This is a genomic window from Neobacillus vireti (genome assembly GCF_036962465.1).
In the GTDB taxonomy this organism is placed as follows: domain Bacteria; phylum Bacillota; class Bacilli; order Bacillales; family Cytobacillaceae; genus Neobacillus; species Neobacillus vireti_B.
In genome coordinates this window covers 26037-51067 of the sequence record NZ_JBALNF010000060.1, presented here as the reverse complement: position 1 = coordinate 51067, position 25031 = coordinate 26037, and the positions used below count along the sequence as shown (strand labels likewise).

Sequence of the window (25031 nt, the reverse complement as noted above, 5' to 3'; positions counted from 1 at the left end):
GGCTACGACAGATAAGAAGGGCTCAGAGTGGAGCAAAGGGACGGTTCTCTTGCTTCCCGAAGGAAGCAAGAGAACCGTCCCCATGCTCACCTATGCTCACTGCAGCCAAAGTTTATATAAACCTTCTGTTATGGCTAGGTTGTACATGTAATAGACCCCAAAAGCGACGCTAATGAATCCTGTCAGCCGGGTAAGGGTTCTGTTTAGTACTTGTTTTTTGGCACTGAAAACGAAAGGAATTCCAATAATGGTTGTAAAGAAAAGCATTCCCAAAATGGTTCCGGCCCCAAATATGAGGATATAAATGGCAGCCTCCCATACACTTTTTACTGTACTCATCGTTAGTAAGACCATTGCTCCACTTCCAGCAAGACCGTGCACTAAGCCGATAAACAAAGATTTCAAGTAGGATACATTTCGGTGTTGGTGCTGATGCTGATGTTGACCGGCATTAACATGTGAATGGACATGTTTATGATGTTCACCATCATGCCCATGCTGATGGATGTGAATATCTTTAAAAGAACGTATAGTGGTTAGACCGAGGTAAACAAGCATAATTCCCACTAAAAACTCTAATGACATCGCCCATTTCTCCGGTATATCACCCTTCATCAAAATCAGAATAACGCCAATGATAAATAATGTCGCCGTATGGCCAATTCCCCAGAAAACGCCCGCTAAAGTGGATTTGACTAATTTTTTACTTTGGCTGGCAATGGTAGAAACAGCAATCACATGATCCGGCTCAATTGCATGCTTGATTCCAAGAACAAATCCTAAAGCCAGAATGGAAAGAAAACTAATCTCCATAATTTCCTCCTCATAAGTTACTATTTTTTTAAAAGGTATGAATGCTCGTAATGAATGATGCGATTCTGCTTAACTTAAAAATTATAACAAAGAATCAGATGATTTTGGACATTAGTTGTTTACTAAACAAATAAAAATGAACTTTCCTTATTTCTACGTAATGTATGAAGTTTTTTCCTTCTTTTGAACTAGTAAATTCAGGTAAAAATAGAGCCATTTACGATGAAAAATGTGATAAACTGACAATATCTTTTTTAAAACAGCAGTGATGGGGTATCGTTTGTGAATGAATCAATAGACAATCATAGTATAAAAGTAGAACTAGAAAAAGCCATTGGACAGAACCAATTTTCCCTCCATTATCAGCCGAAGATCGATTTAAGAACAGGTGAATTAGTGGGAGTAGAGGCGTTAATTAGGTGGAATCACCCAAAATGGGGAATGGTACCACCAGATAAATTCATTGGGATTGCCGAAGATACAGATTTAATTATCCCGATTGGAGAATGGGTGCTAACTTCTGCTTGTACACAAATCAAACAGTGGCAAAAGGAAGGATTATTCACGGTCGTTTCTGTCAATCTATCACAAAAGCAGTTTATTCATTCCAATATTGTTAAGACGATTGAAAAAGTTCTGCAAAAAACAGGGCTGGAACCACACTATTTAGAAATTGAATTAACTGAAAGTATAAAATCAGATATTCATCATACCATCCTATCCTTACAGCAATTGAAAAAGCTGGGTGTTTCAATCAGTATTGATGATTTTGGGACAGGATATAGTTCCTTAAACTATTTAAAGGAATTCCCGATAGATACATTAAAAATTGATCAGTCTTTTGTAAGGGAACTTCATCAAAATCTGAATGATGAAGCGATTGTAAAAACGATTATCTCAATCGCCCACAATTTAAACCTAAAGGTTGTGGCTGAAGGGATCGAAACAAAGGAACAACTCATCTTTCTCCAACAGCATTTGTGTGATCAGGGGCAAGGATATTTATTTAGTAGACCGATGCCGGCAAACGAGTTGAAAGAAAACCTTTTCGAGGTTCAACAAGTTGTCAATCATCAAGGGATTCCAGAGGATACAAGGACGCGGATCTGGTATGAGGAATTATTGAATAAAGCCAAAAAAGAGTTACAAGATACAGTCCGTTTGCAACAAGGCATGATTTTTAAGTATAAAAGAATAAATGGGCAATTTATTCACACCATCTGTGATGGGGAATTACTATATCAAATGGGATTGATCCCTGCACAGGTGGTGGGGAAACGATTAGATGAATTTCTCCCATTGGAAAATGCTTTGAAAAAAAACCCCTACTATCAGCGGGCATGGGCTGGAGAAGAACTGGTTCAATATGAAGACCAGATTAATGGAATTGATTATCTAGCTAGTTTACGCCCCATCAGAAAAGGCGGCGAAGTCATCGAGGTCATTGGGTCTTGTGTGAATATAACCGCCCGTAAACAGGCAGAAATTTCTTTACGAGAAAGTGAGTCCAGGTATCGGCTTATCACAGAAAATATGAGTGACATCCTTATGCTGCTGGATCATCGTGGACGGATTTTATATGCATCACCTTCACTTGGCAGGGTACTGGGCACCCCAACAAAATCCTACGAAGGGAAAAGCTCATTTCTGTTAATTCACCCCGAAGACCGAGATCAAGTCATGGACCGATATAAACAAATCTTAAATAAGATACCATCCGCTCGAATGGAAGCACGCTTCCTGCATTCAGATGGCAGCTGGGTATTAATTGAGGGTATTGGTACACCTGTTTTAGGCAGTAATGGTAAAATGGAACATTTTATCATTGCGGGACGTGATATAACAGAAAAGAAGAGAACAGAAGAACAATTGGCCCAATCAGAGAAGTTAGCGATAGTAGGAGAACTTGCAGCCGGTATGGCCCATGAAATCCGAAACCCGATTACTTCCATAAAAGGTTTTATCCAGCTATTTGAGCAAGGGATTCAAAAACCGGAATATTTTAACGTCATCTTTGATGAGTTTCAAAGGCTTGAGGATATTCTTCAAGAATTTTTAAATTTGGCTAAGCCACAGCCATTCAAATTGAAACCGGACGATCTGACTTCTATTATTCAAGATGTCGTGAAATTGCTTCGGCCAGAAGCTAATCTGAAAAATGTTCAAATCGATCAAGAATATAATCGCCTGATTCCGAAAATTATCTGTGATCGTAATCAAGTGAAACAAGTTTTCATAAATATTATTAGAAACAGTATGGAAGCTATGGTAACCGAAGGCAGGATTAAAATCCTTGGAAGTTTAGAAGGTAAGTATGTTCTGATTAAGATAATCGATAATGGTATCGGGATTAGTGAAGAACGTCTGAAAAGACTCGGTGAGCCTTTTTATAGCAATAAAGAAAAAGGGACGGGTCTGGGTTTAATGTTATGCTTTCGTATTGTAAAACAACATAATGGGACAATCACCATAAAAAGTATGGAAAATCAAGGTACAACCGTTGAAGTCCGGTTTCCAATTACTTTCGAATAAAAAAGGGAGAAGAGTGATCTTCTCCCTTTATCTATGACCTTTTAATCATCGTTATCCCGTTGTCCAGCTCTTGCTTCTCCGCCTTTACGGCCGATGTCTTGATAAAATTCTTTATCATGGTTTTCAGATGTGGCTTCTCCGCCTTTACGGCCAATTTCCTGGTAGAATTCTTTGTCATGGTTTTCGGCTGTAGCTTCTCCGCCTTTACGGCCGATTTCCTGATAAAATTCTCTGTCATGGGTTCTAGAAGTCTCTTCTCCGCCTTTACGACCTGCTTCTTCCACCGTCATACTTCCGTTTTTTTCATTTCGATCTTTGTTCATCATAGATTCCTCCTTTTTGAGTTTGGAATTGCTATTGACTTACATTCTTTATGTACCCGGCTCTCAGGTTTTCAAACTGTTTTTTCTCTATTTTTCAATGTTTTGGGGAATCCGGTCGTCAATAAGCTCTCGAAAAAAGTAATCCTGCGGGCACAATATTGAGTTTGCCGTGCCTAAGCGGATGAATAGATCGAATCCGCCGGCAAATGAAAAATGACCATGAAAAAAAGCTGCTCTTTCTGAAAGTGGATTCAGAAAGACAGCCTTCTATCTTATTCCTGTGAATCGCAAGCCCAAACCGAAACGCTGCCGCCGTTCACTGGGAAAGTAGCATATCCATTTTCCTCAATCAGGATTTGCTCATCCCTTGAATCCATTAAGTCGACCCACGTTTCCCCCGCCTTATCTTCACCAACATACATTCTTTTCTCCCCGTCATCTCCATTCGAGATGACGACTGCACATCCGGATTTTTCAACACCTTCTACACCAAGACGAACCCAGCCGATCGTATTTGGATGATCAAAGTAATCATGCTGTTCCCCGTACGCCTTATTGTACCTGGCCAGCAGAAGTCGATCGAGGAATTCCTGTTTTCCATCTTCAGGCTCTGGGCCGTTGATTCCATAATAATCACCATAAAACAGGCATGGATTCCCATCTCTCCTCAAGAGAATAAGGGCATAGGCACTTGGCTTAAACCACTCCTGTACCCATGATTCCAGGGATTCTTGGGGCTGAGTGTCATGATTATCCACAAAGGTAACAGCATTCTGAGGATGAGTGTTTACAAGGGTATCCTCGAATATTGTGCTTAAATCAAAACCGCTGCCTTCTTGGGAGGCCTGATGCAGTTTATAATGCAAGGGAACATCAAACAAATCGATATGATAATCGATATGATCCAAGTATTTTTGACAGGCATGAAGATCTGTCTTCCAAACTTCTCCTACAAAATAAAAATCATCACCACGATGATTAAGCATCTCGACTACAAATTCTTTGATGAATTGGTGATTAATATGTTTGATGGCATCCATGCGGTATCCATCACAATTAAGGGTATCCGCAAGCCATTTTCCCCATTCGATCACTTCTTGTTTTACTTCGGGATGTTCATAGTCAATATCGGCAAGCATGAGATAATCATAATTGCCGAATTCATCATCGACATGTTTACTCCAATCCTTATGCTCGCCCACGATTTTAAAGATCCCTGTTTTTTCTGTCCTGGCATCATAATCAGTTCCATTAAAGTGCGTATGGTCCCATTGAAAAGAAGAATATTTTTCACCGCGCCCTGGAAAGGTGAATTTTGTCCAAGCTTCAATTTCGAAGGGTTCAGATAATTCTTTCGTCCGATCCTCTGGGTCCACTTCAATGACTTCAATGACTTCCGTTTCGTCCGCTCCTGCTTTATGGTTCATGACTACATCCACATAGACTTTTATGCCGACATTATGACAAGCATCTATTGCATCTAGCAGTTCCTGCTTGGTCCCAAACTTTGTTCGGACGGAGCCTTTCTGGTCAAACTCACCCAGATCATATAGGTCATAGATGGCATAGCCATTATTGTCTGGGGTGGACGCTTTTGTGACTGGTGGTATCCAGACGGAAGTAATTCCTTTTTCTTTTAATTGCGGGGCCAGTTCCTTTAGCCGGCTCCAATGGGTGCCATCTGGTTCTAGGTGCCACTCGAAAAATTGCATGATGGTTTTGTTTCTCTCCATACTCTGTTTCCCCCTTGGTTATGTAAAAGTAGAGTATAGGGTGTTTACCCTGTTGGATAGTAAACCAATCCAGTTAGGGGTGGACCCGCAAAGAATATTTTTTAAGCATTAGGCTTTTCATTTAGCTATTAATATAGTTGAAAACGACTGTATAATAGTTTCAATTGTAGTAAACACAAATTAACCTCATCTCCAGTACTGCTCATACTTCTAGTTGTTAAAAGTTGAAGAGTTGTCTGAAATGGGAACACTATTTTTATAAAACGAATTTTAAACAGGAGCGGATAAGATGAATATTCTTGTAGTTGGTAGTATCAATATGGATATCGTAAACCGGGTAGTCAACCATCCGATTCCGGGAGAAACGATTAAAGGGTTGTCGACTGTTTATTCGCCAGGAGGTAAAGGCGCTAATCAGGCAGTAGCAGCTGCATTAGCAGGAGGCCGGGTAGGCATGTTAGCGGCCATTGGAAGTGATCCGTATGGTTTAGAACTTGTAGAATCACTGGCTAAAGCGAATGTCGATACGAAAGCCATTAAGAAAAAAGAGGGAACATCCGGCATGGCGTTTATCACCGTTAGTGAGTCTGGAGAAAATACGATCATTTTATCTGAAGGCGCAAATGGAAGGCTGACGATAAAAGATGTAGAAGAACAGTTAGGTTTGTTAGATGAGGCGGAAATTCTGTTAGTCCAAAATGAAATCCCATTAGAAACCACTTTATTTTTGTTAAAGGAAGCACAGCAGCGGAACGTTCAAACCTATTTTAATCCGGCACCAGCATTGGAGATTCCAAGTGAAATTCTTCAATTGATCGATGTTCTGATCGTGAACGAAACAGAGATGGAAGTGGTCACGGGCATAAGGATTGAGACTGAAGAAGCAAGAGGGCAGGCACTTAACTGGTTGGTGGATCATGGAGTGAGATCCGTTATTCTTACACTTGGTGAAAAGGGATCGCACTATTATTCCAAAACGGAAACCTGTTTGATTACTCCCGGTTTCAAGGTAAAAGCAGTTGATACAACGGCAGCCGGAGATACCTTTATCGGCGCATTTGCTGCTGCTAAAGCTTCAGGTAACAATACCAAGGAAGCCATATTATTTGCCACAGCCGCATCCGCCTTAGCGGTCACCAAACATGGAGCCCAACAATCGATTCCGTCAAAAAATGAGATTGAGGAGTTTTTAAAGGTGCACGGGGACGGTTCTCATGCTTCGGAAGCATGAGAACCGTCCCCGTGATTCCTTCACGGTTTTAATACAACTTTGATACAGTCTTCTGTTCTTGTATCGAACACTTCATAGCCATGTTTTGCTTGGTCTAATGGGAGGACGTGGGTAACTACATCACTTGGGTCCATTTTTCCGGTTGCAAATAAATCGTATAGGAAAGGCATATAAGGGATGACGGGTGCTTGTCCTGCTTTGATGTCGATATTCCGTTGGAATATATCCCCAAGTGGGAAACCGTTGTAACGGCCGCCATAGACACCGGTGATTTGAATGGTGCCGCCTTTTCGAACTGCCTGACTGGCAATAACAATGGCACCCATTGCTCCACCATGAAGTTTCAACCCGCTTGCTAAAAACTCCATCGGTGTCCACTTTCCATCCATCCCAACGGCATCAATCACAATATCCGCACCGCCTTTGGTGATTTCCTTTAAATATTGTCCCGTATTTTCATGCTGTTCAAAATTTATAATTTCCACGTTGTTGGTCCGTTTCGCATGCTGCAGGCGGTAGTCAATATAATCAACCGCAATGACCCGTTTTGCCCCTTTATACCAGGCAAATTTTTGGGCGAGCAAGCCAACGGGACCACAGCCTAAAATGACAACTGTATCTCCATCCTTCACGCCCGCATGGTCAACAGACCAATAAGCTGTAGAGGCAGCATCCGCCAACAATACGAGTTTTTCGTCTTCCATCTCGCAATTTTCAGGGATTTTAAAAGGAGTAAAATTTCCGTACGGCACCCGCATATATTCTGCTTGCCCGCCAGCATAGCCTCCCGTTGTTTCGGAGTATCCAAAAAAACCTCCCATGTCACCATGTGGATTGGAGTTATCACATTGGCTGGTTAGGTCATGCTGACAATACCAGCAGGATCCGCAGCTTACATTAAAAGGAATAATGACCCGGTCCCCTTTTTTTAGGTTTCGGACATCGGGGCCCACTTCTTCTACCACTCCCATTGGTTCGTGGCCAATGACAAAATCTGTAGGCGTGTTGGGAATCATGCCATGAATTAAATGGAGGTCTGACCCGCAAATGGCAGAGGTTGTAACTTTTACAATAATATCATCGGAGTTCTTGATTGTGGGGTCTTTAACCTCCCTCACTTCAATATTTTTAATCCCTTGGTAAGTAACAGCTTTCATGTTCAAATATCCCTCCTTTTATTGGTTTGGTGTCGCAAACATTCCGCCCCTATCCGTGTCAGTAGGGAAGAGAGTCATTTGCGCAATTTGAACAGCGGTTTCGGCTCCCTTGAGGTCAATCGGGTACTGATCTTTAAAATTATAAGGATGAAGCCATTTGTTTTTTATCATAAGATCGGAGAGATCTCCGTGTAAATCAAGGGCTGCTTCCAACTGCTTTGTTAAAACTCTTCTTAGTTCAGGGCTTGTCGTCTCTGTAATGGCAAAACCATAATTACGAATTCCATTTTTAACAGTTAGTAAAAAATCCATCGCAAATGTGGAGTCTGCTAAATTGGGCATGCCTTCCGCATTACGAGGGTCAAGGTAATCTTGCATGTTGGCACCTCCGGCTTAATGAAGTATTTGGCTTTGTTTATAAAAGGGAAGTAGTTCGTTTATATCCTGGATTGATTGTTTTACATCTTTTTCCATGAGTTGTTTCAACTCATTATTGAAGCAAATTCCCTGCATTAGTTTGGACCTGAGCAAACAGACGGTTTTAAAATTGATGATTTCATGCGTTTCTAATGTCTCATGTAAGGCTAATTTATCCTGTTCCATTTCCGCACCTCCGGTTCTAACATTTCTTAACAGAGATATTTTCTCCAAACAAATCAATTTCATAAATTTTATCTAAAAAAATAATGAATATGGACCACTATTTATTGAAAAAATAAGGGAACGAAAATACCGAAATATTGGAGTGAGCAGAATGGTTCAATTTTTAGGGCTTCATGAAACGACCGATTTACACGAATTGTTAACTTTTAAAAGTCTTTGTTTAACAAAATCCACCACGATGAGTGCACTTGTACAGGATGAAGAATTAAAAACCATCCTTGCCAATGATGTCACTTTAGGACAGCGGCATATTGAACAATTACAGCAATTTATCACCAATCGGGAGGCACAGTAATGAACGGATTTATTCAAAATTTAATGGGGATGGGCGGGATGACGGAACAGGTAATTGCCACCGACTTTTTAATCGCCGCAAAAGCGGGGGTTCGAAACTATACCGTTGCGCTCACTGAAGCAGCTACTCCAGAATTACGAACGGCTTTAAGAGAACAGTTAAGAGATGCCATTCAAACACATGAGAATATTACCAACTATATGATTGCAAAAGGATACTACCATCCGCACGAACTGAGCGAGCAGCTGCAAGTTGATTTAACCGTTGCCAATACAGCCGCAAACCTTGCAGAAAAAACAAATGGCTAAAAAACAAAGGGACGGTTCTTGTGCTTCCGAAGCATAAGAACCGTCCCTCTGCTTATTTTGATTTTGTCGGCCAAAAGTAGCCAATAATCACGCCAACCACAGCCGGTAAAATCCAGCCAAGCCCAATATCATAGAGTGGTAAGTTATTCATATAGAATGTTTTAATTGATTCGAATACCGAGACCGTCGCACCTGGTAAGCTGCCGACTAACGTGCTGTATCCATCGAAGAAACTCACGCAAAAAGTTAAAAACATAGAAACTGCATACACACTTTGCTTATGGCCAAATAGTGGTGAAAAAAGAGCCAATAAAATTAAAACAATCGCTAAAGGATACAATAGCATTAATACCGGTACCGCAAATTGAATGATATTATTTAAGCCGAAGTTCGCGATAATAAATGATACAAGGCAAAGAATTAACACAAACATTTTGTAGCTTACTTTTGGAAAGACACCATTAAAAAATTCACTGCAGGAAGTAATCAATCCGATGCTCGTTTTCAAACAAGCCAGTACAATAATAATCGCTAAAAGAATAGCCCCGAATGATCCGAAATAATGCTGAGCAACCGCTGCAAAAATCAATCCGCCGTTATCGAAGGTCCCGATTGCAGATACACTCGATGCCCCCATATAAGTAATCAATCCATAAATCAGCATCATCAACGCCATCGCGAAAATCCCCGATTTCCAAGTGGCTTTGGCAATCATTTTTGTATCTGTGATACCTTGTCCCTTGATGGCATTGATGACAACAATCCCGAAAGCAAGGGAGGCAAGGGCATCCATCGTGTTATAGCCTTCTTTAAACCCAGTTATAAAGGCCAATCCGCTATAATCGCCCGTCGGCTTTCCAAAGCTGCCCATCGGCTTAACAATAGCAATAACGATTAAAAGAAATAAAAATACTAAAAATGCCGGTGTTAAATATTTACCGATATAGTCAATGATTTTCGCAGGATTCAATGAAAAATAGTAAACAATTGCAAAAAACACAAAGCTAAAAAGGCCGAGATATAGTCCTGTGTGCGCTGGATTAATAAACGGCTCAAAACCGACCACGAAAGGAACGGTTGCCGTCCGCGGAATGGCGAAAAACGGCCCGATCGTTAAGTAAAGCGCCATGGCAAAAATGACACCGAATAGTGGATGAACACGGCTCGCTAAGTCACGCAGTCCATTACTCCCGGATAGCCCGAACGCCAAAATCCCCATAAATGGCAGACCAATGGCTGTTACGAGGAATCCGATTAAGGCCGGCCAAAAGTGCGTCCCGGCAAGCTGTCCCATCTGGATAGGGAAAATTAAATTTCCAGCGCCAAAGAACATTCCGAACAGCATGGTCCCAATGATGGCGTAGGTTGAAAATGATATTTTTTGCTGCATTATATGTGCTCCTTCTTGTTGAATTTGATTCATTTTAACACCTTTTTTAGTAGTAAGCTATAAGAGTTGCTAATATAAATCTTTCTTAATATAGTATTTTGAAAAAATATTGACAGAATAATAATTCAAATTCTATAATACAGAACATACTTGAAATTTGGAACTACTTCTTTAAAATTTACATAATTGAGCAATGAAGGGAATATTAAGTAGTACTTATCTCACTGTTTTTAGAGAGCTGATGGAAGGTGCAAATCAGTACAAAGATAAGGATGAACTTCGATCCCTGAGCATCTTTTTCGAAATAAAGTAGACCTTTATGAGGGAAAGACGGTCATTAGACCGTTAACAAAGCGAGAGGCAGACTTCGTCTGCAACTAGGGTGGTACCGCGATTATTGTCGTCCCTACTGATTTGATCAGTAGGGACTTTTTGTATTTATTGGGCGATTCTCATTGCCCGAGAGAGTGCCCCGTTACCATCGCGGTATATGAGCGGCTCTCTCATCGTTATAATTAATAGGAGGATACTATTTTGGAATTACAAAAGAGATTATTGCCTCGGCATATCCGATTGATGGCAATCGGGGGAGCGATTGGCACAGGTATATTTAAAGGGACTTCGGAAACCGTATCGATTGCGGGGCCAGCTGTTATTTTTTCCTATCTTTTCGCAGGCATATTGCTGCTTGTTGTCATGAGTGCGATTGCCGAAATGGCGATTGCCTATCCCGGGCTGAATATGAAAGGATTTATTCGATTAGCATTTGGAGCTAGAGTGTCCTTTGTTATTGGGTGGCTGTACTGTTTCATGTGGCTCACCGTTTGTGTGATTGAGGTAATCGCAGCAGGAAGCTTTCTGCAGTATTGGTTTCCTTCGATGTCTTTATGGTCATTAAGCTTTATTAGCGCCATTTTTATTGTGGCGATCAACTTAATGAATGTTAAGAAGTATGGCGAGTTTGAATTTTGGTTCGCTGGTATTAAAATTACGATGATTGTTTTGTTTATCATCCTAGGTGCCGGTATTTTATTAGGACTAATCCCAAGCAATCAAACTCACTACTTCCAAAACTATACGCAGCACCAGGGATTTTTTCCACATGGCTGGTCAGGCGTGCTCTCTGCCCTATTAATAGTAATCTTTTCTTATGGTGGTTCAGAACTGATTGGCTTGACGTTAACAGAAACAAAGGATGCCGAAAAGGTATTACCTAAGGTGATTAAAGGAGTGATCTGGAGGATTGTGATCTTCTATACAGTTCCTATCTTAATCATTTGTGGGTTAATTCCATGGAACGAAGTCGGTCATCAGGATAGTCCGTTTGTCCAAGTGTTATCTGCGGTTGGATTTCCCGGTTCTGCCCATATTATGAACTTTGTTCTTATTACGGCTGTATTGTCTGCAGCGAACTCCGGTATCTATGGCTGTACTCGGATGTTATATTCCTTAGCTGCAGAAGGGGAAGCACCAAAACAGTTTTCCTTTTTGGCTAAGAACGGGGTGCCATTGTACAGTGTAATCTTGAGTGCTGTCGTTCTTGTCGGGGGGACGTTTGTGGCGTATTTTTCACCAGACCGTGTGTTTGGGTATTTGATGGCAATACCAGGGTTTACGGTCTCAGTGGTATGGATTTCCATCTGTTTGGCGCAGGTCAAGCTTCGTAAAACATATCGGGAACTGCCTCATTTTCGAGTTTGGGGATTTCCTTATGTGACAGTTTTTACGGCAGCAGCATTGATTATTAGCTGTGTGGCATTTGCCTTCAGTGAAGAGAATCGATTAAGTATTTTTGTCTGTTTAGGAATTTTAGTAATCCTAATTAGTGTCTCTTTTTTCATAGATAAGAAAAAGACAGATGCTGCAGTTAAATCATAGAGTACCATCCGAAAGTAATAAGTGACCTCCTTTATTATTAAAAACAAGATAAAGTCAACCTATACAAACTGAACTAATAGAAATGCTTAAAAATTTGTTCATCACGGGTTGATCTTTATTACTACAAATAAAACAAATCCTCTTCATACAAGGAAGAGGATTTGTTTGTTTCTATGAAAATTCTATTTCACTGCAATCAATTCTTTTTCTAATTCTTTTCCCGAATCTTCTAATTGCTTAATCATCGAAATAAACGGTTCAATAAACTGCGGATCAAATTGCTTTCCAGAGCATATGCGTAATTCAACAATGGCTTCTTGGAACGTTTTTGTTTTTTGATATGGCCGCTCGGTGGTCATCGCATCGAAGGAATCAATCAAACAAAGGATCCGTGCTAGTTTTGGAATCGACTTCCCAGCAAGTCCATAGGGATAGCCTTTACCGTCGTACCGCTCATGATGAAGTTCGACCAAAGGAATCAAGTCTTCTAACCTCTTGTTCGTTGAAATTATCTCTTTTCCAAAAGTCACGTGTTTTTTCATCATTTCCCATTCACTCGGGTCAAGCTTTCCCTTTTTAGTTAAAATCTCCCGTGGAATTTCAATTTTTCCAATGTCATGAACCAGTGCTCCAAGAATCAAGGTTTTACGTTCGTGCACACTTAGATTCAGCATTCGTGAAAAATCCACGGCATATTGGTAGACGCGCTTACTGTGCCGATAGGTATAAACATCCTTTGAGAGGAAAATTTTCAATTGATATTCCGCTTCTTCGAGCTCCTTTTCAAGGAACAAAGAATGATGGACTGTGTACTCTGAATTTGCATTGTAAATTTGTACTAGGTTTTTTCCCTGGTTTTTCCCTGCGTACATGGCTTGGTCTGCTTTGTTTAGAAGTTCTGAAATACTGTAGGTTTCTTTTTCGCATTCAGCGATTCCGCATGAAAAGGAAAAACAGCCGTAGGGGAGACGTTCAACCCCGCTGTAATAAGTGTCATTGGCTTTCTTTCTCAACTCGTTCATAAATGAATATGCCTTATTTTGGTCTGTATTGGGCATAGCGATCGCAAATTCCTCTCCGCCATACCGGGCCACTATATAATTGGCCTTGTCGGCTTCTGTTTGCAAGAGGGCCCCGAATTCTTGGAGAAGATGGTCTCCTTGGATATGCCCGTACAGGTCATTGTATTTTTTAAAATCATCGATATCGAGGATGGCTACGCTTAGTGACTCATCATCGTCCTGTGCATCCTTTACCAGCTTCGCTAGGATTTCTTTAAAATAACCATGGTTATTCAACCCGGTTAGATAATCTTTATTTGCTTTCTCGGTTACTTCTTTAAATAAATTAAAATGCTGTTTGAATGCTAGTGATAATAAGAATGCGATACAGGTAAATAATGATAGACCGAATAACTCATCGGGCCTCATTAAAATAACTAGTACTAAGGAAAGAACAAGGGTACTAAAATAGGTAGCAATGGTCTCTTTTACAATTTCCTTAAAATAGTTGATGATGCTTACGGTGGCCGCCATTATGAAATAAATACCAACTAATAATAGATTCAAACCAAAATAAGTACAAAAAGAAATTAAATAGGGAAAGATGTTATTTAGACGGATGGGACCAGTCGAACCACTTGTAAATACAAAAGAATAATAGGCACATATAATCATTAACGAGTAGACTGCGAAATTAAACAGGTGTTTCCACCAGGCAATCTTTCTTTGTGAAATAAAGAAAATGAATGAATAAATGAATAAAACAAGTAGAGTTGTATCTAGTCCATACATAAATAGACTTGCTAAATAGATTGACGAGTCCATCGAAAGAGAATTGCCCTTTGGAGGTATTAAAATAGTGTAATAATTAAGTAGCAGGATCGATCCTGCTAGAGCAAGGATCATAATCAAATCCAAATGGGAGGATTCCGGAAGTTTTATTAAAAAAGCAAAAGACAATAAGCCTAACGCTGAAATCAGAAAAAGATATGTATTTGCAGGTGTTTTTAAGATGCGCATGTTCATCACTCTCATATAAATAATGTAGGAGAAGTAAATAAATATTTACTTCCCCTTATGGTACTGCTTTTATACTAATTTATAGCCAGAAGTTAATGCAATAATAACACAACCAATAATGATTGCATTATAAAGAATACCAGTTAATTTAATGCCTTGTTTTTGACTTTTTTTCATCACTTTTCACCCCCTTTCAAGGAAAGGGAGGCAGTGACACCCTTTTTCGCCAGTCGATGACCTGTCATAAGATACTGAATAAAAAGGAAGATTCCGATATTCATCACGATATCGCCAATACTTATAATTTGTGTCCTAGGATAGGGTTTTGAGATAGGTATCACATCACCTAAAAACCCAAGATGTGTTGAGGACGTTAACATTGTATGTTTAGCATATAAACTTTTTTTTAGTACTTCGGTATAGCTTGGATCTAAAATTGATGCTGCTTCGACCGATACTGGCATCCTTCCCCCGTTAAGAATCATCACAATAAAATTAAGAAAAACCCCAATCAGAATGAGCGTAAACCCTCGATTTTTTCGGTTTATGAATAAAAATAGGAGGCCTAAAACATAGACTATTATGTAGATAGATCCGCTCCATTGCCCTAGAATTTTATAGCTGTTCTGAAGTTTAAAAACAGCTAATTCCACGACTAATAGCAGAGGAAAAATCCACCCCCACTTTAACTTTAATTGTGCAAGTGCTCTTAAGTTCCCTTTGCGTAGAAAACCTACAATAAACGAAATAATGATGCCATCAAATACCATCGATTTAACCTGCCTATGCTAGAATATAATACTAGTAATAAAAGCGCAAAAATTCCATGAAGGAAAAATATTCTTACAATAACATATCTATCTAATCAAAAAGTTTTGTCGAATGCAATACATTAATTGGAAAAAATATGTCTAAATTGTAGATTTCGTTAAATGTAGGCGTTGAATTTTATTGGAATTTGTCGAAATATAGAAGAATAACCCGAGGTTGAGTTCACGGAGGATTATGAAGGTTAGAGTAGGCCGGAAAAGTTTATTATAAGTTTAGTATCGGGCAGGAATTTTCGACGTCTGTTCGGAATATCTGAATATTTAGTCTATTAACAAGTGGTTATTTGATAGTATGATTGGCCACCTGACGATATTGCCCAATTGAGTTTATCTAATGTACAAATAATGTAGTAGACCGCTGGGTTTTGTCAAATAGAGCCCGTCTAATGGACAAAAAATAAAGTAGACCCCCGTTTTTGTCAAATAGAGCTCGTCTAATGGACAAAAAATGAAGTAGCCCCCCTGTTTTGTCAAATAGAGCTCGTCAAATAGACAAAAAATGAAGTGAGTCCATCTAATGGACTCTATTTGACTCAAAACCTACGTCCTGACCGATTATTGAAAAAGCTAAAATAATAATTTAATAAGTTCCTCAAGTTGCGGATAAGAATTTATCTCATAAGTGGGCTGAATTGATCCCATCGCCTTTGGCTTGTTCGTGGGATTAATCCAAATAGAATTCCAACCAGCCTGATTGGCCCCGATGATGTCATTCGCAAAAGAATCTCCCACCATATACGAATCGGCAGGATGGGTATTCGTTTTTTGATTAACATACTCAAAGAATTCCTTGCGCGGTTTGGCATAACCGACTTCACTTGAAATAAAGATATTGGAATCGGGAATCACGTCATCCAGATCCAATGAAGCGAGCTTTAACCGCTGGTGGTGGGCGGGTCCATTGGTGGTAACATAAATCGGAATGTCCTTCGCGGCTAAATAATGAAGGATATTCTTCATTTCCGGAATAAGCGAAACTTTGTACTGGTGATCTTTGTATTCTTTTTGAAAGGCATCGGCCTCATCTGTCGAGATCGAATAACCCAAATCTTTAAAAGCATGGATCATCCGATATTGATGCATCTTCTCTAAAGACATTTCTCCTGATTCTGTAAGGGCAAACACTTTATCGCTGTATTCTCTGCTTTTTTTAAAGAGTTCTAGAATCGTAATATCGGTAATGGTTGAAAAAACCCGATGATAAGCCGCTTCAAAAGGCTGCAGCTGATCATATAAGGTATCATCTAGGTCGAAGAAAATGGCTTTCATGTTGTCCACTCCTATTAAATGGATAGATTCTATTCATAATAATATCAGAAGTTCGGACGTGAAGTTAAACAATCCTGAATTCTACCTCTGCATCATTCAGCTCATACTCGTCCTGCATTTTTTTATGGAAAAGGTTGCAAAATTTATTGTAGGAGATTCCATAAAAATAGGCGAACGGATTTTGGATGTTACGGCTGAACTTCAGCTTGTTGATTAGCTGCTTAAAGGACTGAATAGCGACATCCTGAATAAGTGCAGGATTATTCTCCCAAAGGTTTTGGTAGGCAGTGATTTTTGCCATTTTCCAATATTCCTCGATTGTCTTTGCATCATTAAAGAAGCACTTAACGAGTTGGACAAACGGCTGCGGAACACGATCGTTTGCATATGTATGGTCTAATTTTGGCTCTTCTATACGTTCTTTTATCTTTTGATCTTTTTCAGTTTTTAAAAGATTACTAGCTTCTTTAGGGTGGTTCATCGTTTCTTCTTTAGGTGGCTCATTTGAAGGAAAACGATTAAATTGATAGAGATTGCTGGTTTGTGAACCGTTTTTTCTTTCCGTTTCAAAGACAGTGAGGATGCCTAATTCTTTGGCCTTCAAGATCATCCGCTTAAAAGTTGAGCGCGAGATGCCGTTGTCATGGTATTCCTCGTGGATGGATTTTAAGATAGTGCCGATTTTGGCATTGCAAACACCAGGAATTTTGGCAGCATATCGGACCAATCTTTTGAGCCCTATTAATTCAGCTTTTGAAAAAGTTTGCTTATGTTCTAACAGCCACATTTCGATATGGTGATTAAATTCCTGAAGGGTACGAAATTGAGAATACTGTTCGAATTTCTCGATATTACCTGATTTTAAGTGGAGCATTTACTTACACCCTTTCAACCGCAGAGAATGATGCCATCCTTATCGACTCCGACATTTCTGGCATCTCTACGATATCGGGTTTTGCGGGGGAATTCGAATTCCACTTTTTCGAATTTGGAGGTGTTTTTGGGGTGTAAAACCACTTTTTGAGCCTCAAATGAGAAATTTGGAGCTGATTTTTGCGTTTTCAGCAGAATTTGATATCAAATTTGTTTTTTTTAAAACAATTTAAATCTAGCAATCAGGATTGTCCAAATAATCAATGTTACGACTGGCAGCGTGACGAGTGTGACTATGAAGGACCGTTCAAAGATGTTATATCCCTTTTTTTCAGCAAACCATTCGCATAATAGGACGAGGATATAAAGCGAAATTAGCTCGACTGAGAGTGATATGAGTTTATATAGTACAAATTGAAAGAAACCATGATTGTCCATTATGTTACCCCTCTCCTTAGTTATAATTATTCAGCAGCGAGGGGATGTATTAATAAATGGAAATGAAAAAGGCTCCACTATAGGAGCCTTTCTTTATATAAGGAGCGAATCTCTTTTTTCAAGATAAAGGTCGTACATATCTAAACTCTCTAAAAGTCCGTGTTTATAAACCAATAATGCTTTCCTTACCACGTTGTTATAATCAGGATTGGTAAGCTCTTGGTTGCAATCTTCTAATTCCTTTGTTTTCACGATTGTTAACTCTCTAAAAATACTTTCTAAATCTCTCCCCATTAGCACAACCTCCAAAGCGATTTCTTTTTCTAATAACAGCATGGACCATTTCTTCCCGTTTTATTCAGTTTCAAAAGAAAGCGATTTAACGTGGAGAATTGATCCAATACAGGAATATCAAACCAGGAGCATTATCCTAAAATACCTAACGCGAGCACAGTTTGTGGGGAATTTACACTAATACAATAGTAATAAAATTAGTTTAAATTAGGAACTGCCATTATTTTCAGTGTTGTGTATGTCGAAAGAAAAATCTAGAATTATATTGTAGTATCATGATATGATATTGATTAAACCTAATTTATACTTTTGTAAATATAGTAATGAGTTTAAAGGAAAAGGAGAGAGGTTATGAAAAGAATAAGTCTAGCATGGCAAATTTTCATTGGTCTAGCCCTGGGTATTATTGTAGGTGCGATATTTTACGGGAATCCCCATGTAGCTGATTTCCTGCAGCCAATTGGGAATATCTTTATTCGCCTTATTAAAATGATCGTTGTTCCAATTGTTATCTCAAGTATTATCGTTGGGGTTGCTGGTACTGGCGATATGAAATCGCTTGGTAAACTTGGCGGCAAAACGCTTCTATATTTTGAAATTATTACCACTATTGCAATTATCGTAGGGTTATTATTTGCTAATGTGTTCCATCCTGGAACTGGGGTCGACCGTTCCCACTTAACGAAAACAGATATCAATACGTATGTGGAAACAGCCAAAACAACGGAAACTCATTCCCTTGTCGATACCTTTGTTAATATCGTTCCTACGAACATTATTCAGTCATTAGCAAATGGTGATATGTTAGCCATTATTTTCTTCTCGGTTATGTTTGGTCTTGGTCTAGCGGCGATTGGCGAAAAAGGTACGCCAATTATCAACTTCTTTAGAGGTACGGCCGATGCCATGTTCTATGTAACCAACCAAGTTATGAAATTCGCTCCACTTGGTGTTTTTGCCCTAATCGGCGTGACGGTTTCAAAATTCGGTTTAACGTCACTTATTCCATTAGGAAAATTAGTTATCGTCGTTTACGCAGCCATGATCTTCTTTATTTTAGTTGTTTTAGGTATTACGGCTAAAATTGCGGGAGTCAATATCTTCAAGTTCATTGCCTATCTAAAAGACGAATTATTGTTAGGTTATTCCACAGCAAGCTCTGAAACGGTTCTTCCGAAAATCATGGAAAAAATGGAGAAGATCGGTTGTCCAAAAGCGATTACTTCTTTCGTTATTCCAACTGGTTATTCGTTTAACCTTGACGGATCTACGCTTTATCAAGCGATTGCGGCCTTGTTCATTGCACAAATGTATGGAATTCATATGAGCATTGGACATCAAATTACGTTAGTGCTTGTCTTGATGGTAACGTCTAAAGGTATCGCCGGTGTTCCAGGTGTATCGTTCGTTGTCCTTCTTGCGACATTAGGAAGTGTTGGGATTCCTGTTGAAGGCCTTGCGTTTATCGCTGGTATTGACCGTATCCTGGATATGGCACGTACTTGTGTTAATATCGTTGGTAATTCCCTGGCTGCCGTTGTGGTGTCAAAATGGGAAGGTCATAAGCTTAAAGATGAAAGTAAATTAGCAGCTTAATATAGGAAAGAGACAGAGATGCAGATTGCGCTCTGTCTCTTTTTTTGTATGAGTACGGGTTTTAACTTCACAAAAAGAGCAGAACACATTACGTGTCTGCTTTTTAAAAATCATAATACCTTCGTAATAAAAAGGAAATCCACTTACAATGCGGATGATTTCGGATATTTTCCAGTAACCCTCGGATAATGACAGGACCATAGGTTGGCTCAGCCAGCTGCTGCTTGAGTAAAAGCATTGACTCCATTTCCACTGATTCATCCATTTCCTCAATCTTTTGCTCCAATAATTCCATAATCCGTTCCTTACTGATCTCTTCCTTCAGCGGAGTTTTAACCATCTCCATCAATTCTTCCGAAATAAACGGAACCGTTGTATGCTCCGCTAACAGGTTTGTCTTTTCCACTAATGACTGCGCCAGAAGCTCCAAATCCAGCGGGACATGATAAAAGAAAAATAACTGGGAATAAGTATTCATAAATCCTTTGATGCAATACATTAAATCATATTTCGTCTCACTGACCTGCTCCCCATATAATTGGTCGAGCATAACTAAGATCGTGTTCTCGAGGATGCGGTCGTAATGATGTAATTTTACCAAAAGGTCTTGATTAAAGGTGTGGGACTGCTCCTTCATCAGTAATCGCGCGAAATCTGAATGCTGATATGAAGTATGGAACGTTGTGTAATAAAAGGTATATAGCAGCTCGTCCTTGTTCGTGTTTCTGACTGCATAGTCAATATTCGAAATGAGTTGATTCATAAAATGTTCAATTAAGGCCAAAATTAATTCATCCTTCGATTTGAAGGATAAATAAAAGGCCCCTTTCGATATGCCGCAATGTTCGGTTATCTGTTGAACGGAAGTCGCTTCAAACCCTTGCTTTGCAAAAAGCTCAAGTGCTTTTTCCATAATGAATAGTTTTTTCATTGCATCTGCTCCTAACGTCATTTATTGACAAATGACTGGTTGGTCATTAGTATAAATACTTGAGCTTAGTAAGTCAATCAAGGGTAGGTGTAACCGTGAAAGGTATAGCAAATTTTGTCCTTAGAAATAAACTGGCCGTCTGGCTGCTGACGATTATCATTACAGTATCTGGAATCTATTCAGGTACGCGAATGAATATGGAAACTATCCCGAATATATCGATTCCATACTTGATGGTCACAGGTGTTTATCCTGGAGCTACGCCTAAAAAGGTAATGGAAGATATTTCGATGCCGATCGAGAAAGCAGCAGAAGGTCTTGATCATGTAAAATCAGTACACTCAAATTCATATTCAAACATGTCAAGTATTCAGGTCGAATATGAATACGGAATCGACATGGACGAGGCAAAACGTGCCTTAAAATCAGCGTTAGATGACGTAAAGTTACCAGAGGGAGCGCAAGAACCAAAGGTTACGGCCATCAGTATGAATATGATGCCGGTTGTAGCTCTCAGTGTAAGCAGTTCAAAAGAAAATATCGTGGATTTAACTTCAACTGTAGAAGATATCCTGGTTCCGAAGATTGAAAAAATTGATGGTGTAGCGTCGGCCACTATTACAGGTCAGCATATCGATGAAGTGGACCTGACTTATAACCGAGCCAAATTGAAAGAATTTGGCCTAACGGAAGATAGAGTAAAACAAATGATTCAAGCCAGCAATATGGCGGTTTCTTTAGGCCTTTATCAGTTTAAAGAAGGTGAGCAGGCTGTTGCTATTGACGGCAAATATATGACGGCGGATGAATTGAAAAATACGATCATTCCTGTCACACCAACTAAAACGCATCCATCACCATTTGTGAAATTAAGTGACATTGCAAAAATTGAAACAGTGGGAAAAGTGCAGTCGGTTTCCCGGACAAATGGGAAAGAAGCAATTGCGATTCAAATTGTGAAAGAGCAGCGTGCCAACACAGTTGATGTCGTTAATAGTGTTAAGGATCTAGTAAAAGAGCAAAAAACAAAAATCGATGGTCTTCATATTGATGTGACCCTTGACCAAGGTAAACCAATTCAAGAATCCATCTCAACCATGGTGGAAAAAGCTGTCTTTGGCGGTTTCATTGCTGTTTTAATTATCCTGCTGTTTTTACGCAGCTTGAAATCAACAATTACAGCGATCATCTCGATTCCAGTGTCCATTTTCATGGCTTTACTGATTCTCCACTGGCTCGATATTACGCTTAATGTTATGACACTTGGAGCGATTACTGTTGCGATTGGACGGGTCATCGATGACTCAATCGTTGTCGTGGAAAATATTTATCGCCGCTTACACTTAAAAGACGAGAAATTAACTGGACGTGCGCTTGTGCGTGAGGCGACGATTGAGATGTTTAAACCAATTCTATCGTCTACTCTAGTAACCGTTGCAGTCTTTGCACCATTAATTTTTGTCGGCGGAATGGTCGGGGAGCTGTTTGCTCCGTTTGCCTTAACGATGACGTTTGCGCTTGGTGCTTCGTTACTCGTCGCGATTACGGTTGTACCAGCCTTGTCCCACACCCTATTTAAGAAAAAGTTATACAGTGAAAAGACAGGTAAACGTCATAAGGAGGTTGGCGAGCTAGCGAAATGGTATAAGTGGGGGTTGGAAAAGGCCCTTAATCATAAGGTGATTACGTCGATCATTGCGGTGTTGTTATTGGCGGGCAGTTTGGCACTGACACCATTAATCGGCTTTAGTTTTATGGGCAGTGAACAAGATAAGGTCATGTATTTAACTTACACGCCTAAAGCAGGTGAGTTAAAGGATGAGACGTTAGATAACGTCCAATACGTCGAAGAAAAGATGATGAAACGTGATGATATTGATATCGTTCAGGTATCAGTAACGGATAAAGCGGACACATCTACTGCCATGTTTGGCGGCAGCGGCGGCGGGGGATTAATGTATCTAATTTTTGACCCAGATACAAAGGATTTTCCTAAGGTAAAAGAAAAAATCGAAAAATATGTAAAAAACCTTGGCCAATCAGGCACATGGAAGAGCCAAAACTTTGGTGCAACGTCTGTTGGTTCCAATGAAGTCAGCTACACTTTCTATAGTGAAAATTTAGATAAACTCTACCAATTTGTTGATAAGGTTGAAAAGGTCATGAAGAAGGATAAGGGACTTAAAGATGTTACGTCTAGTGCGGAAGATCCTTATGTCGAATACACCTTTAAAGTAGCCCAGAATGATTTGATTAAATATGGATTAACCACTGGTCAGCTCGTGATGATGTTGAATCCGACGAAGACACAGGATGTGTTAACGACGATCGAGAAAAACGGTGAATCCCTGGATGTGATCGTTCAGCAAGAACAGTCGAAACAGCCGGCATCGATTGATGAAATGTTAAAAACTCCTGTACCAACAGCGATGGGTATGACTGTGCCGCTTTCACAGCTTGTAAAAGTGGAAAAAGGAACTACGTTAAATACACTGGCACGCAGTAAAGGTGAATACTATGCGAGTGTGTCTGGAACCATTCTCGGTAAGGATGTTAAAAAGGCAACCGATAGTCTCAAAAAAGAAGTAGATAAACTTGATTTGCCAAAAGGTGTTACGGTCGGCACTGCCGGAGTCCAAGCAGATATGACCGATACCTTCACACAGCTTGGTGCTGCGATGTTAGCGGCGATTGCGATCGTCTACTTCATCCTTGTAGTAACCTTCCGTGAAGGGGTCGCGCCGTTTGCGATTCTGTTCTCGTTACCGTTCGCGGTCATCGGTTCGTTTGTCGGTCTATTGATAGCCGGTGAGACGATTTCTGTTTCGGTTATGATGGGTCTCTTGATGTTGATTGGTATCGTCGTCACGAATGCGATTGTACTCGTCGACCGGATTATTCATATGGAACGAGATGGACTAAGAATGCGTGCTGCGGTTCTTGAAGCCGGAGCCACACGTTTACGTCCGATTCTGATGACAGCCATTGCTACGGTTGGTGCGCTGATTCCATTGGCACTCGGCTCAGGCGGCGGCGGTTTGATCTCGAAAGGTCTTGGTATTACCGTAATTGGTGGTTTAATTAGTTCGACGTTGTTAACGTTGTTCGTAGTTCCGATTGTCTATGAGGTCTTATCGAAGTTATTTAAGAAGAATCGAAGCGAAGAGCAAGAAAATTAATGAAATGCCCTGCGAGATGTTCAGTCTTGCAGGGTTTTTTAAGCTTAGAGAAGGTTTATCGGCGGTATTTGGGAACATATCGGCGGTTTTCGCAAATATATCGGCGGTTTTTTGGATTTTATCGGCAGTTTTCATCCATTTATCAGCACTTTTTAAAAATAGGTATTAAGGTTTGTAAAGAGTGAGTTAAATTTCATTTCTTACATACATTAAATTAAAAGGTTTCCATTTTTTGAAAAGAGGGTGTTGTAAATTACCACCATCCATGAGATTTCCGAGGTTCTGACTGGTATGGATCATCCGCTTGCCCCCATCTGGAGCCAAAATGATATCATCAAAAAGAATATAGCACTCAGCTTTGATTATTGGTTAGAAGATACCGGAATACCGATCACTTTAACAGAATTTGTAGAGCAGTACTTGGCGCATGCCGAGTATCTGGGCGGGATGTTTTCACCGGGGATCGAACTAGAAAATGGTTGATGTTGCAGGGAGAAGTGTTTATCACTTCTCTTTTTTTAGTGAACTAAAAACATTTTCTTAATAAAAAGTCCTACCTTTTTACGTATTTGCTCTAGTAAACTACCACTTTTGTCGGATGGTTATTTGTCGAAAATTGCATTATTATGTCTATTGAAGTAAATAAAGGAAGGTAGGAAGTATAAAAAGTGAAGAAAAATTTAGTAACAGCAGCTGCAACCGCTGGACTTGTTCTCACAGCGTTTGGAGCTTCAGCGAGTGCACAAGAACCAGCATATACGGTCCGTCCAGGAGACAGCCTTTGGAAAATTGCTCATACAAATCATTTGTCTATTAATCAATTAAAAGAGTGGAATGCTCTTTCTAGTGATACAATCTATGTGAATCAAAAACTTTCCCTTACCTACACGGTAAAAAAAGGTGATACCCTTTGGGAGATTGCTAGAGATAATAATACAACGGTAAGTGAACTAAAACGCTTGAATGGTATGACTTCAAGTTTGATTCGTATGGGACAGCAATTGAAATTAGCCGAAACGAGTCAAAGTGATTCTTCTTATACTGTTCAAAAAGGTGACTCTCTTTTTGGAATCGGAGCTCGCTTTCATGTAACGGTTCCTCAGCTTAAATCTAACAATCATTTAAACTCTGACACGATTTATCCTGGGCAGACGTTAAATGTTAGTGGTGGTGGCGAGATTAATAACACAACCACTGGGGCTGTGCCACAAAAATCTGTGGAAACTGCTAAGACGACGACACCTACAGTGGAAGCACTACAGCAACCGGCAGCGCCA

22 protein-coding genes, 1 pseudogene and 1 other annotated feature are annotated in these 25031 nt (G+C 39.8%); of the genes and pseudogenes, 9 read left to right on the top strand and 14 right to left on the bottom strand.

Annotated elements, in window-relative coordinates:
• Positions 1-96: 96 nt before the first annotated feature.
• Positions 97-813, bottom strand: coding sequence for an urease accessory protein UreH domain-containing protein (locus V7077_RS22085; RefSeq protein WP_335505935.1), 717 nt, complete (start codon positions 811-813; stop codon positions 97-99).
• 282 nt (positions 814-1095) lie between these two features.
• On the opposite strand from V7077_RS22085, the gene V7077_RS22080 reads away from it, so the two are divergent.
• Positions 1096-3345 (top strand): EAL domain-containing protein, encoded by a 2250-nt coding sequence (locus tag V7077_RS22080; protein ID WP_335505933.1) that lies wholly within the window; start codon positions 1096-1098, stop codon positions 3343-3345.
• Between the two features lie 47 nt (positions 3346-3392).
• Here V7077_RS22080 and V7077_RS22075 read toward each other — a convergent pair.
• A pseudogene (locus tag V7077_RS22075) lies at positions 3393-3668 on the bottom strand (KGG domain-containing protein); the annotation flags it as partial.
• 272 nt (positions 3669-3940) lie between these two features.
• Positions 3941-5401 carry an alpha-amylase gene (locus V7077_RS22070; protein ID WP_335505929.1) on the bottom strand — a complete coding sequence of 487 codons (1461 nt, stop codon included), beginning with the start codon at positions 5399-5401 and terminating at the stop codon, positions 3941-3943.
• Positions 5402-5690: 289 nt separating this feature from the next.
• Here V7077_RS22070 and rbsK point away from each other — a divergent pair, with 289 nt between their 5' ends.
• Positions 5691-6632, top strand: a complete 942-nt coding sequence (rbsK, locus tag V7077_RS22065) for a ribokinase (protein WP_335505927.1) — start codon at positions 5691-5693, stop codon at positions 6630-6632.
• A 20-nt stretch (positions 6633-6652) separates the two neighbouring features.
• Here rbsK and V7077_RS22060 read toward each other — a convergent pair whose 3' ends face one another.
• The 3 genes from V7077_RS22060 to V7077_RS22050 are packed head-to-tail and all read right to left on the bottom strand — an operon-like array spanning position 6653 to position 8392.
• Entirely contained in the window at positions 6653-7789 is a 1137-nt protein-coding gene (locus V7077_RS22060; RefSeq protein ID WP_335505925.1) for a zinc-dependent alcohol dehydrogenase, read from the bottom strand.
• A gap of 18 nt (positions 7790-7807) precedes the next feature.
• On the bottom strand, positions 7808-8167 hold the full coding sequence (locus tag V7077_RS22055; protein ID WP_335505923.1) for a spore coat protein: 360 nt from the start codon (positions 8165-8167) through the stop codon (positions 7808-7810).
• A 15-nt stretch (positions 8168-8182) separates the two neighbouring features.
• On the bottom strand, positions 8183-8392 hold the full coding sequence (locus V7077_RS22050; RefSeq protein WP_335505921.1) for a spore coat protein: 210 nt from the start codon (positions 8390-8392) through the stop codon (positions 8183-8185).
• A gap of 151 nt (positions 8393-8543) precedes the next feature.
• Between V7077_RS22050 and V7077_RS22045 the strand changes: the two genes are divergently transcribed.
• Together V7077_RS22045 and V7077_RS22040 are read left to right on the top strand one after the other, a co-directional pair.
• Positions 8544-8747 carry a hypothetical protein gene (locus V7077_RS22045; RefSeq protein ID WP_335505919.1) on the top strand — a complete coding sequence of 68 codons (204 nt, stop codon included), beginning with the start codon at positions 8544-8546 and terminating at the stop codon, positions 8745-8747.
• A complete protein-coding gene (locus V7077_RS22040) occupies positions 8747-9055 on the top strand; it encodes a spore coat protein (RefSeq protein ID WP_335505917.1) in 309 nt (102 codons plus the stop codon). The genes V7077_RS22045 and V7077_RS22040 overlap by 1 nt, the downstream gene beginning before the upstream one ends.
• A gap of 52 nt (positions 9056-9107) precedes the next feature.
• On the opposite strand, the gene brnQ is transcribed toward V7077_RS22040, so the two are convergent.
• Complete coding sequence (brnQ, locus tag V7077_RS22035; protein WP_335505915.1) at positions 9108-10445, bottom strand: branched-chain amino acid transport system II carrier protein; 1338 nt, start codon at positions 10443-10445, stop codon at positions 9108-9110.
• A gap of 184 nt (positions 10446-10629) precedes the next feature.
• Positions 10630-10856: a binding site (T-box leader), on the top strand.
• 165 nt (positions 10857-11021) lie between these two features.
• Between brnQ and V7077_RS22030 the strand changes: the two genes are divergently transcribed.
• Positions 11022-12323, top strand: coding sequence for an amino acid permease (locus V7077_RS22030; RefSeq protein WP_335505937.1), 1302 nt, complete (start codon positions 11022-11024; stop codon positions 12321-12323).
• A 182-nt stretch (positions 12324-12505) separates the two neighbouring features.
• Here V7077_RS22030 and V7077_RS22025 read toward each other — a convergent pair whose 3' ends face one another.
• The 6 genes from V7077_RS22025 to V7077_RS22000 all read right to left on the bottom strand — a co-directional run bounded on the left by V7077_RS22025 (position 12506) and on the right by V7077_RS22000 (position 18090).
• Complete coding sequence (locus V7077_RS22025; RefSeq protein WP_335505913.1) at positions 12506-14344, bottom strand: diguanylate cyclase; 1839 nt, start codon at positions 14342-14344, stop codon at positions 12506-12508.
• Positions 14345-14520: 176 nt separating this feature from the next.
• Positions 14521-15114, bottom strand: coding sequence for a DUF5317 domain-containing protein (locus V7077_RS22020; protein ID WP_335505911.1), 594 nt, complete (start codon positions 15112-15114; stop codon positions 14521-14523).
• A gap of 627 nt (positions 15115-15741) precedes the next feature.
• Positions 15742-16443, bottom strand: coding sequence for an HAD family hydrolase (locus V7077_RS22015; RefSeq protein ID WP_335505909.1), 702 nt, complete (start codon positions 16441-16443; stop codon positions 15742-15744).
• Between the two features lie 64 nt (positions 16444-16507).
• Positions 16508-17317 (bottom strand): hypothetical protein, encoded by an 810-nt coding sequence (locus V7077_RS22010; protein ID WP_335505907.1) that lies wholly within the window; start codon positions 17315-17317, stop codon positions 16508-16510.
• A gap of 218 nt (positions 17318-17535) precedes the next feature.
• Positions 17536-17754: a hypothetical protein gene (locus V7077_RS22005; RefSeq protein ID WP_335505905.1), complete on the bottom strand. Its 219-nt coding sequence runs from the start codon at positions 17752-17754 to the stop codon at positions 17536-17538.
• 93 nt (positions 17755-17847) lie between these two features.
• The gene (locus tag V7077_RS22000) at positions 17848-18090 is read right to left on the bottom strand and encodes a hypothetical protein (protein ID WP_335505903.1); all 243 of its coding nucleotides are present in this window, start codon (positions 18088-18090) and stop codon (positions 17848-17850) included.
• Positions 18091-18399: 309 nt separating this feature from the next.
• Between V7077_RS22000 and V7077_RS21995 the strand changes: the two genes are divergently transcribed.
• Complete coding sequence (locus V7077_RS21995; RefSeq protein ID WP_335505901.1) at positions 18400-19644, top strand: cation:dicarboxylate symporter family transporter; 1245 nt, start codon at positions 18400-18402, stop codon at positions 19642-19644.
• Positions 19645-19747: 103 nt separating this feature from the next.
• Here V7077_RS21995 and V7077_RS21990 read toward each other — a convergent pair whose 3' ends face one another.
• Positions 19748-20575 carry a TetR/AcrR family transcriptional regulator gene (locus tag V7077_RS21990; protein WP_335505898.1) on the bottom strand — a complete coding sequence of 276 codons (828 nt, stop codon included), beginning with the start codon at positions 20573-20575 and terminating at the stop codon, positions 19748-19750.
• 95 nt (positions 20576-20670) lie between these two features.
• Between V7077_RS21990 and V7077_RS21985 the strand changes: the two genes are divergently transcribed.
• From V7077_RS21985 to V7077_RS21975, 3 genes are all read left to right on the top strand, one after another.
• The gene (locus tag V7077_RS21985) at positions 20671-23754 is read left to right on the top strand and encodes an efflux RND transporter permease subunit (protein ID WP_335505896.1); all 3084 of its coding nucleotides are present in this window, start codon (positions 20671-20673) and stop codon (positions 23752-23754) included.
• A 291-nt stretch (positions 23755-24045) separates the two neighbouring features.
• Positions 24046-24237, top strand: a complete 192-nt coding sequence (locus tag V7077_RS21980; RefSeq protein WP_335505894.1) for a hypothetical protein — start codon at positions 24046-24048, stop codon at positions 24235-24237.
• 185 nt (positions 24238-24422) lie between these two features.
• On the top strand, positions 24423-25031 hold a 609-nt coding region (locus V7077_RS21975; protein ID WP_335505893.1), incomplete at its 3' end, for a LysM peptidoglycan-binding domain-containing protein.

What these genes read in the sequence shown, in the direction of transcription:
- V7077_RS22040 (WP_335505917.1), top strand. Translation starts at nt 8,747, where the DNA reads ATGAACGGATTTATTCAAAATTTAATGGGGATGGGCGGGATGACGGAA.
- V7077_RS22030 (WP_335505937.1), top strand. Translation starts at nt 11,022, where the DNA reads ATGGCAATCGGGGGAGCGATTGGCACAGGTATATTTAAAGGGACTTCG.
- V7077_RS21990 (WP_335505898.1), bottom strand. Translation starts at nt 20,575, where the DNA reads ATGAAAAAACTATTCATTATGGAAAAAGCACTTGAGCTTTTTGCAAAG.
- V7077_RS22045 (WP_335505919.1), top strand. Translation starts at nt 8,544, where the DNA reads ATGGTTCAATTTTTAGGGCTTCATGAAACGACCGATTTACACGAATTG.
- V7077_RS22020 (WP_335505911.1), bottom strand. Translation starts at nt 15,114, where the DNA reads ATGGTATTTGATGGCATCATTATTTCGTTTATTGTAGGTTTTCTACGC.
- brnQ (WP_335505915.1), bottom strand. Translation starts at nt 10,445, where the DNA reads ATGCAGCAAAAAATATCATTTTCAACCTACGCCATCATTGGGACCATG.
- V7077_RS22050 (WP_335505921.1), bottom strand. Translation starts at nt 8,392, where the DNA reads ATGGAACAGGATAAATTAGCCTTACATGAGACATTAGAAACGCATGAA.
- V7077_RS22000 (WP_335505903.1), bottom strand. Translation starts at nt 18,090, where the DNA reads ATGCTGTTATTAGAAAAAGAAATCGCTTTGGAGGTTGTGCTAATGGGG.
- V7077_RS22025 (WP_335505913.1), bottom strand. Translation starts at nt 14,344, where the DNA reads ATGCGCATCTTAAAAACACCTGCAAATACATATCTTTTTCTGATTTCA.
- V7077_RS22010 (WP_335505907.1), bottom strand. Translation starts at nt 17,317, where the DNA reads ATGCTCCACTTAAAATCAGGTAATATCGAGAAATTCGAACAGTATTCT.
- V7077_RS22085 (WP_335505935.1), bottom strand. Translation starts at nt 813, where the DNA reads ATGGAGATTAGTTTTCTTTCCATTCTGGCTTTAGGATTTGTTCTTGGA.
- V7077_RS22015 (WP_335505909.1), bottom strand. Translation starts at nt 16,443, where the DNA reads ATGAAAGCCATTTTCTTCGACCTAGATGATACCTTATATGATCAGCTG.
- V7077_RS21980 (WP_335505894.1), top strand. Translation starts at nt 24,046, where the DNA reads ATGGATCATCCGCTTGCCCCCATCTGGAGCCAAAATGATATCATCAAA.
- V7077_RS22055 (WP_335505923.1), bottom strand. Translation starts at nt 8,167, where the DNA reads ATGCAAGATTACCTTGACCCTCGTAATGCGGAAGGCATGCCCAATTTA.
- V7077_RS22070 (WP_335505929.1), bottom strand. Translation starts at nt 5,401, where the DNA reads ATGGAGAGAAACAAAACCATCATGCAATTTTTCGAGTGGCACCTAGAA.
- rbsK (WP_335505927.1), top strand. Translation starts at nt 5,691, where the DNA reads ATGAATATTCTTGTAGTTGGTAGTATCAATATGGATATCGTAAACCGG.
- V7077_RS22060 (WP_335505925.1), bottom strand. Translation starts at nt 7,789, where the DNA reads ATGAAAGCTGTTACTTACCAAGGGATTAAAAATATTGAAGTGAGGGAG.
- V7077_RS22005 (WP_335505905.1), bottom strand. Translation starts at nt 17,754, where the DNA reads ATGGACAATCATGGTTTCTTTCAATTTGTACTATATAAACTCATATCA.
- V7077_RS21995 (WP_335505901.1), top strand. Translation starts at nt 18,400, where the DNA reads ATGAAAAGAATAAGTCTAGCATGGCAAATTTTCATTGGTCTAGCCCTG.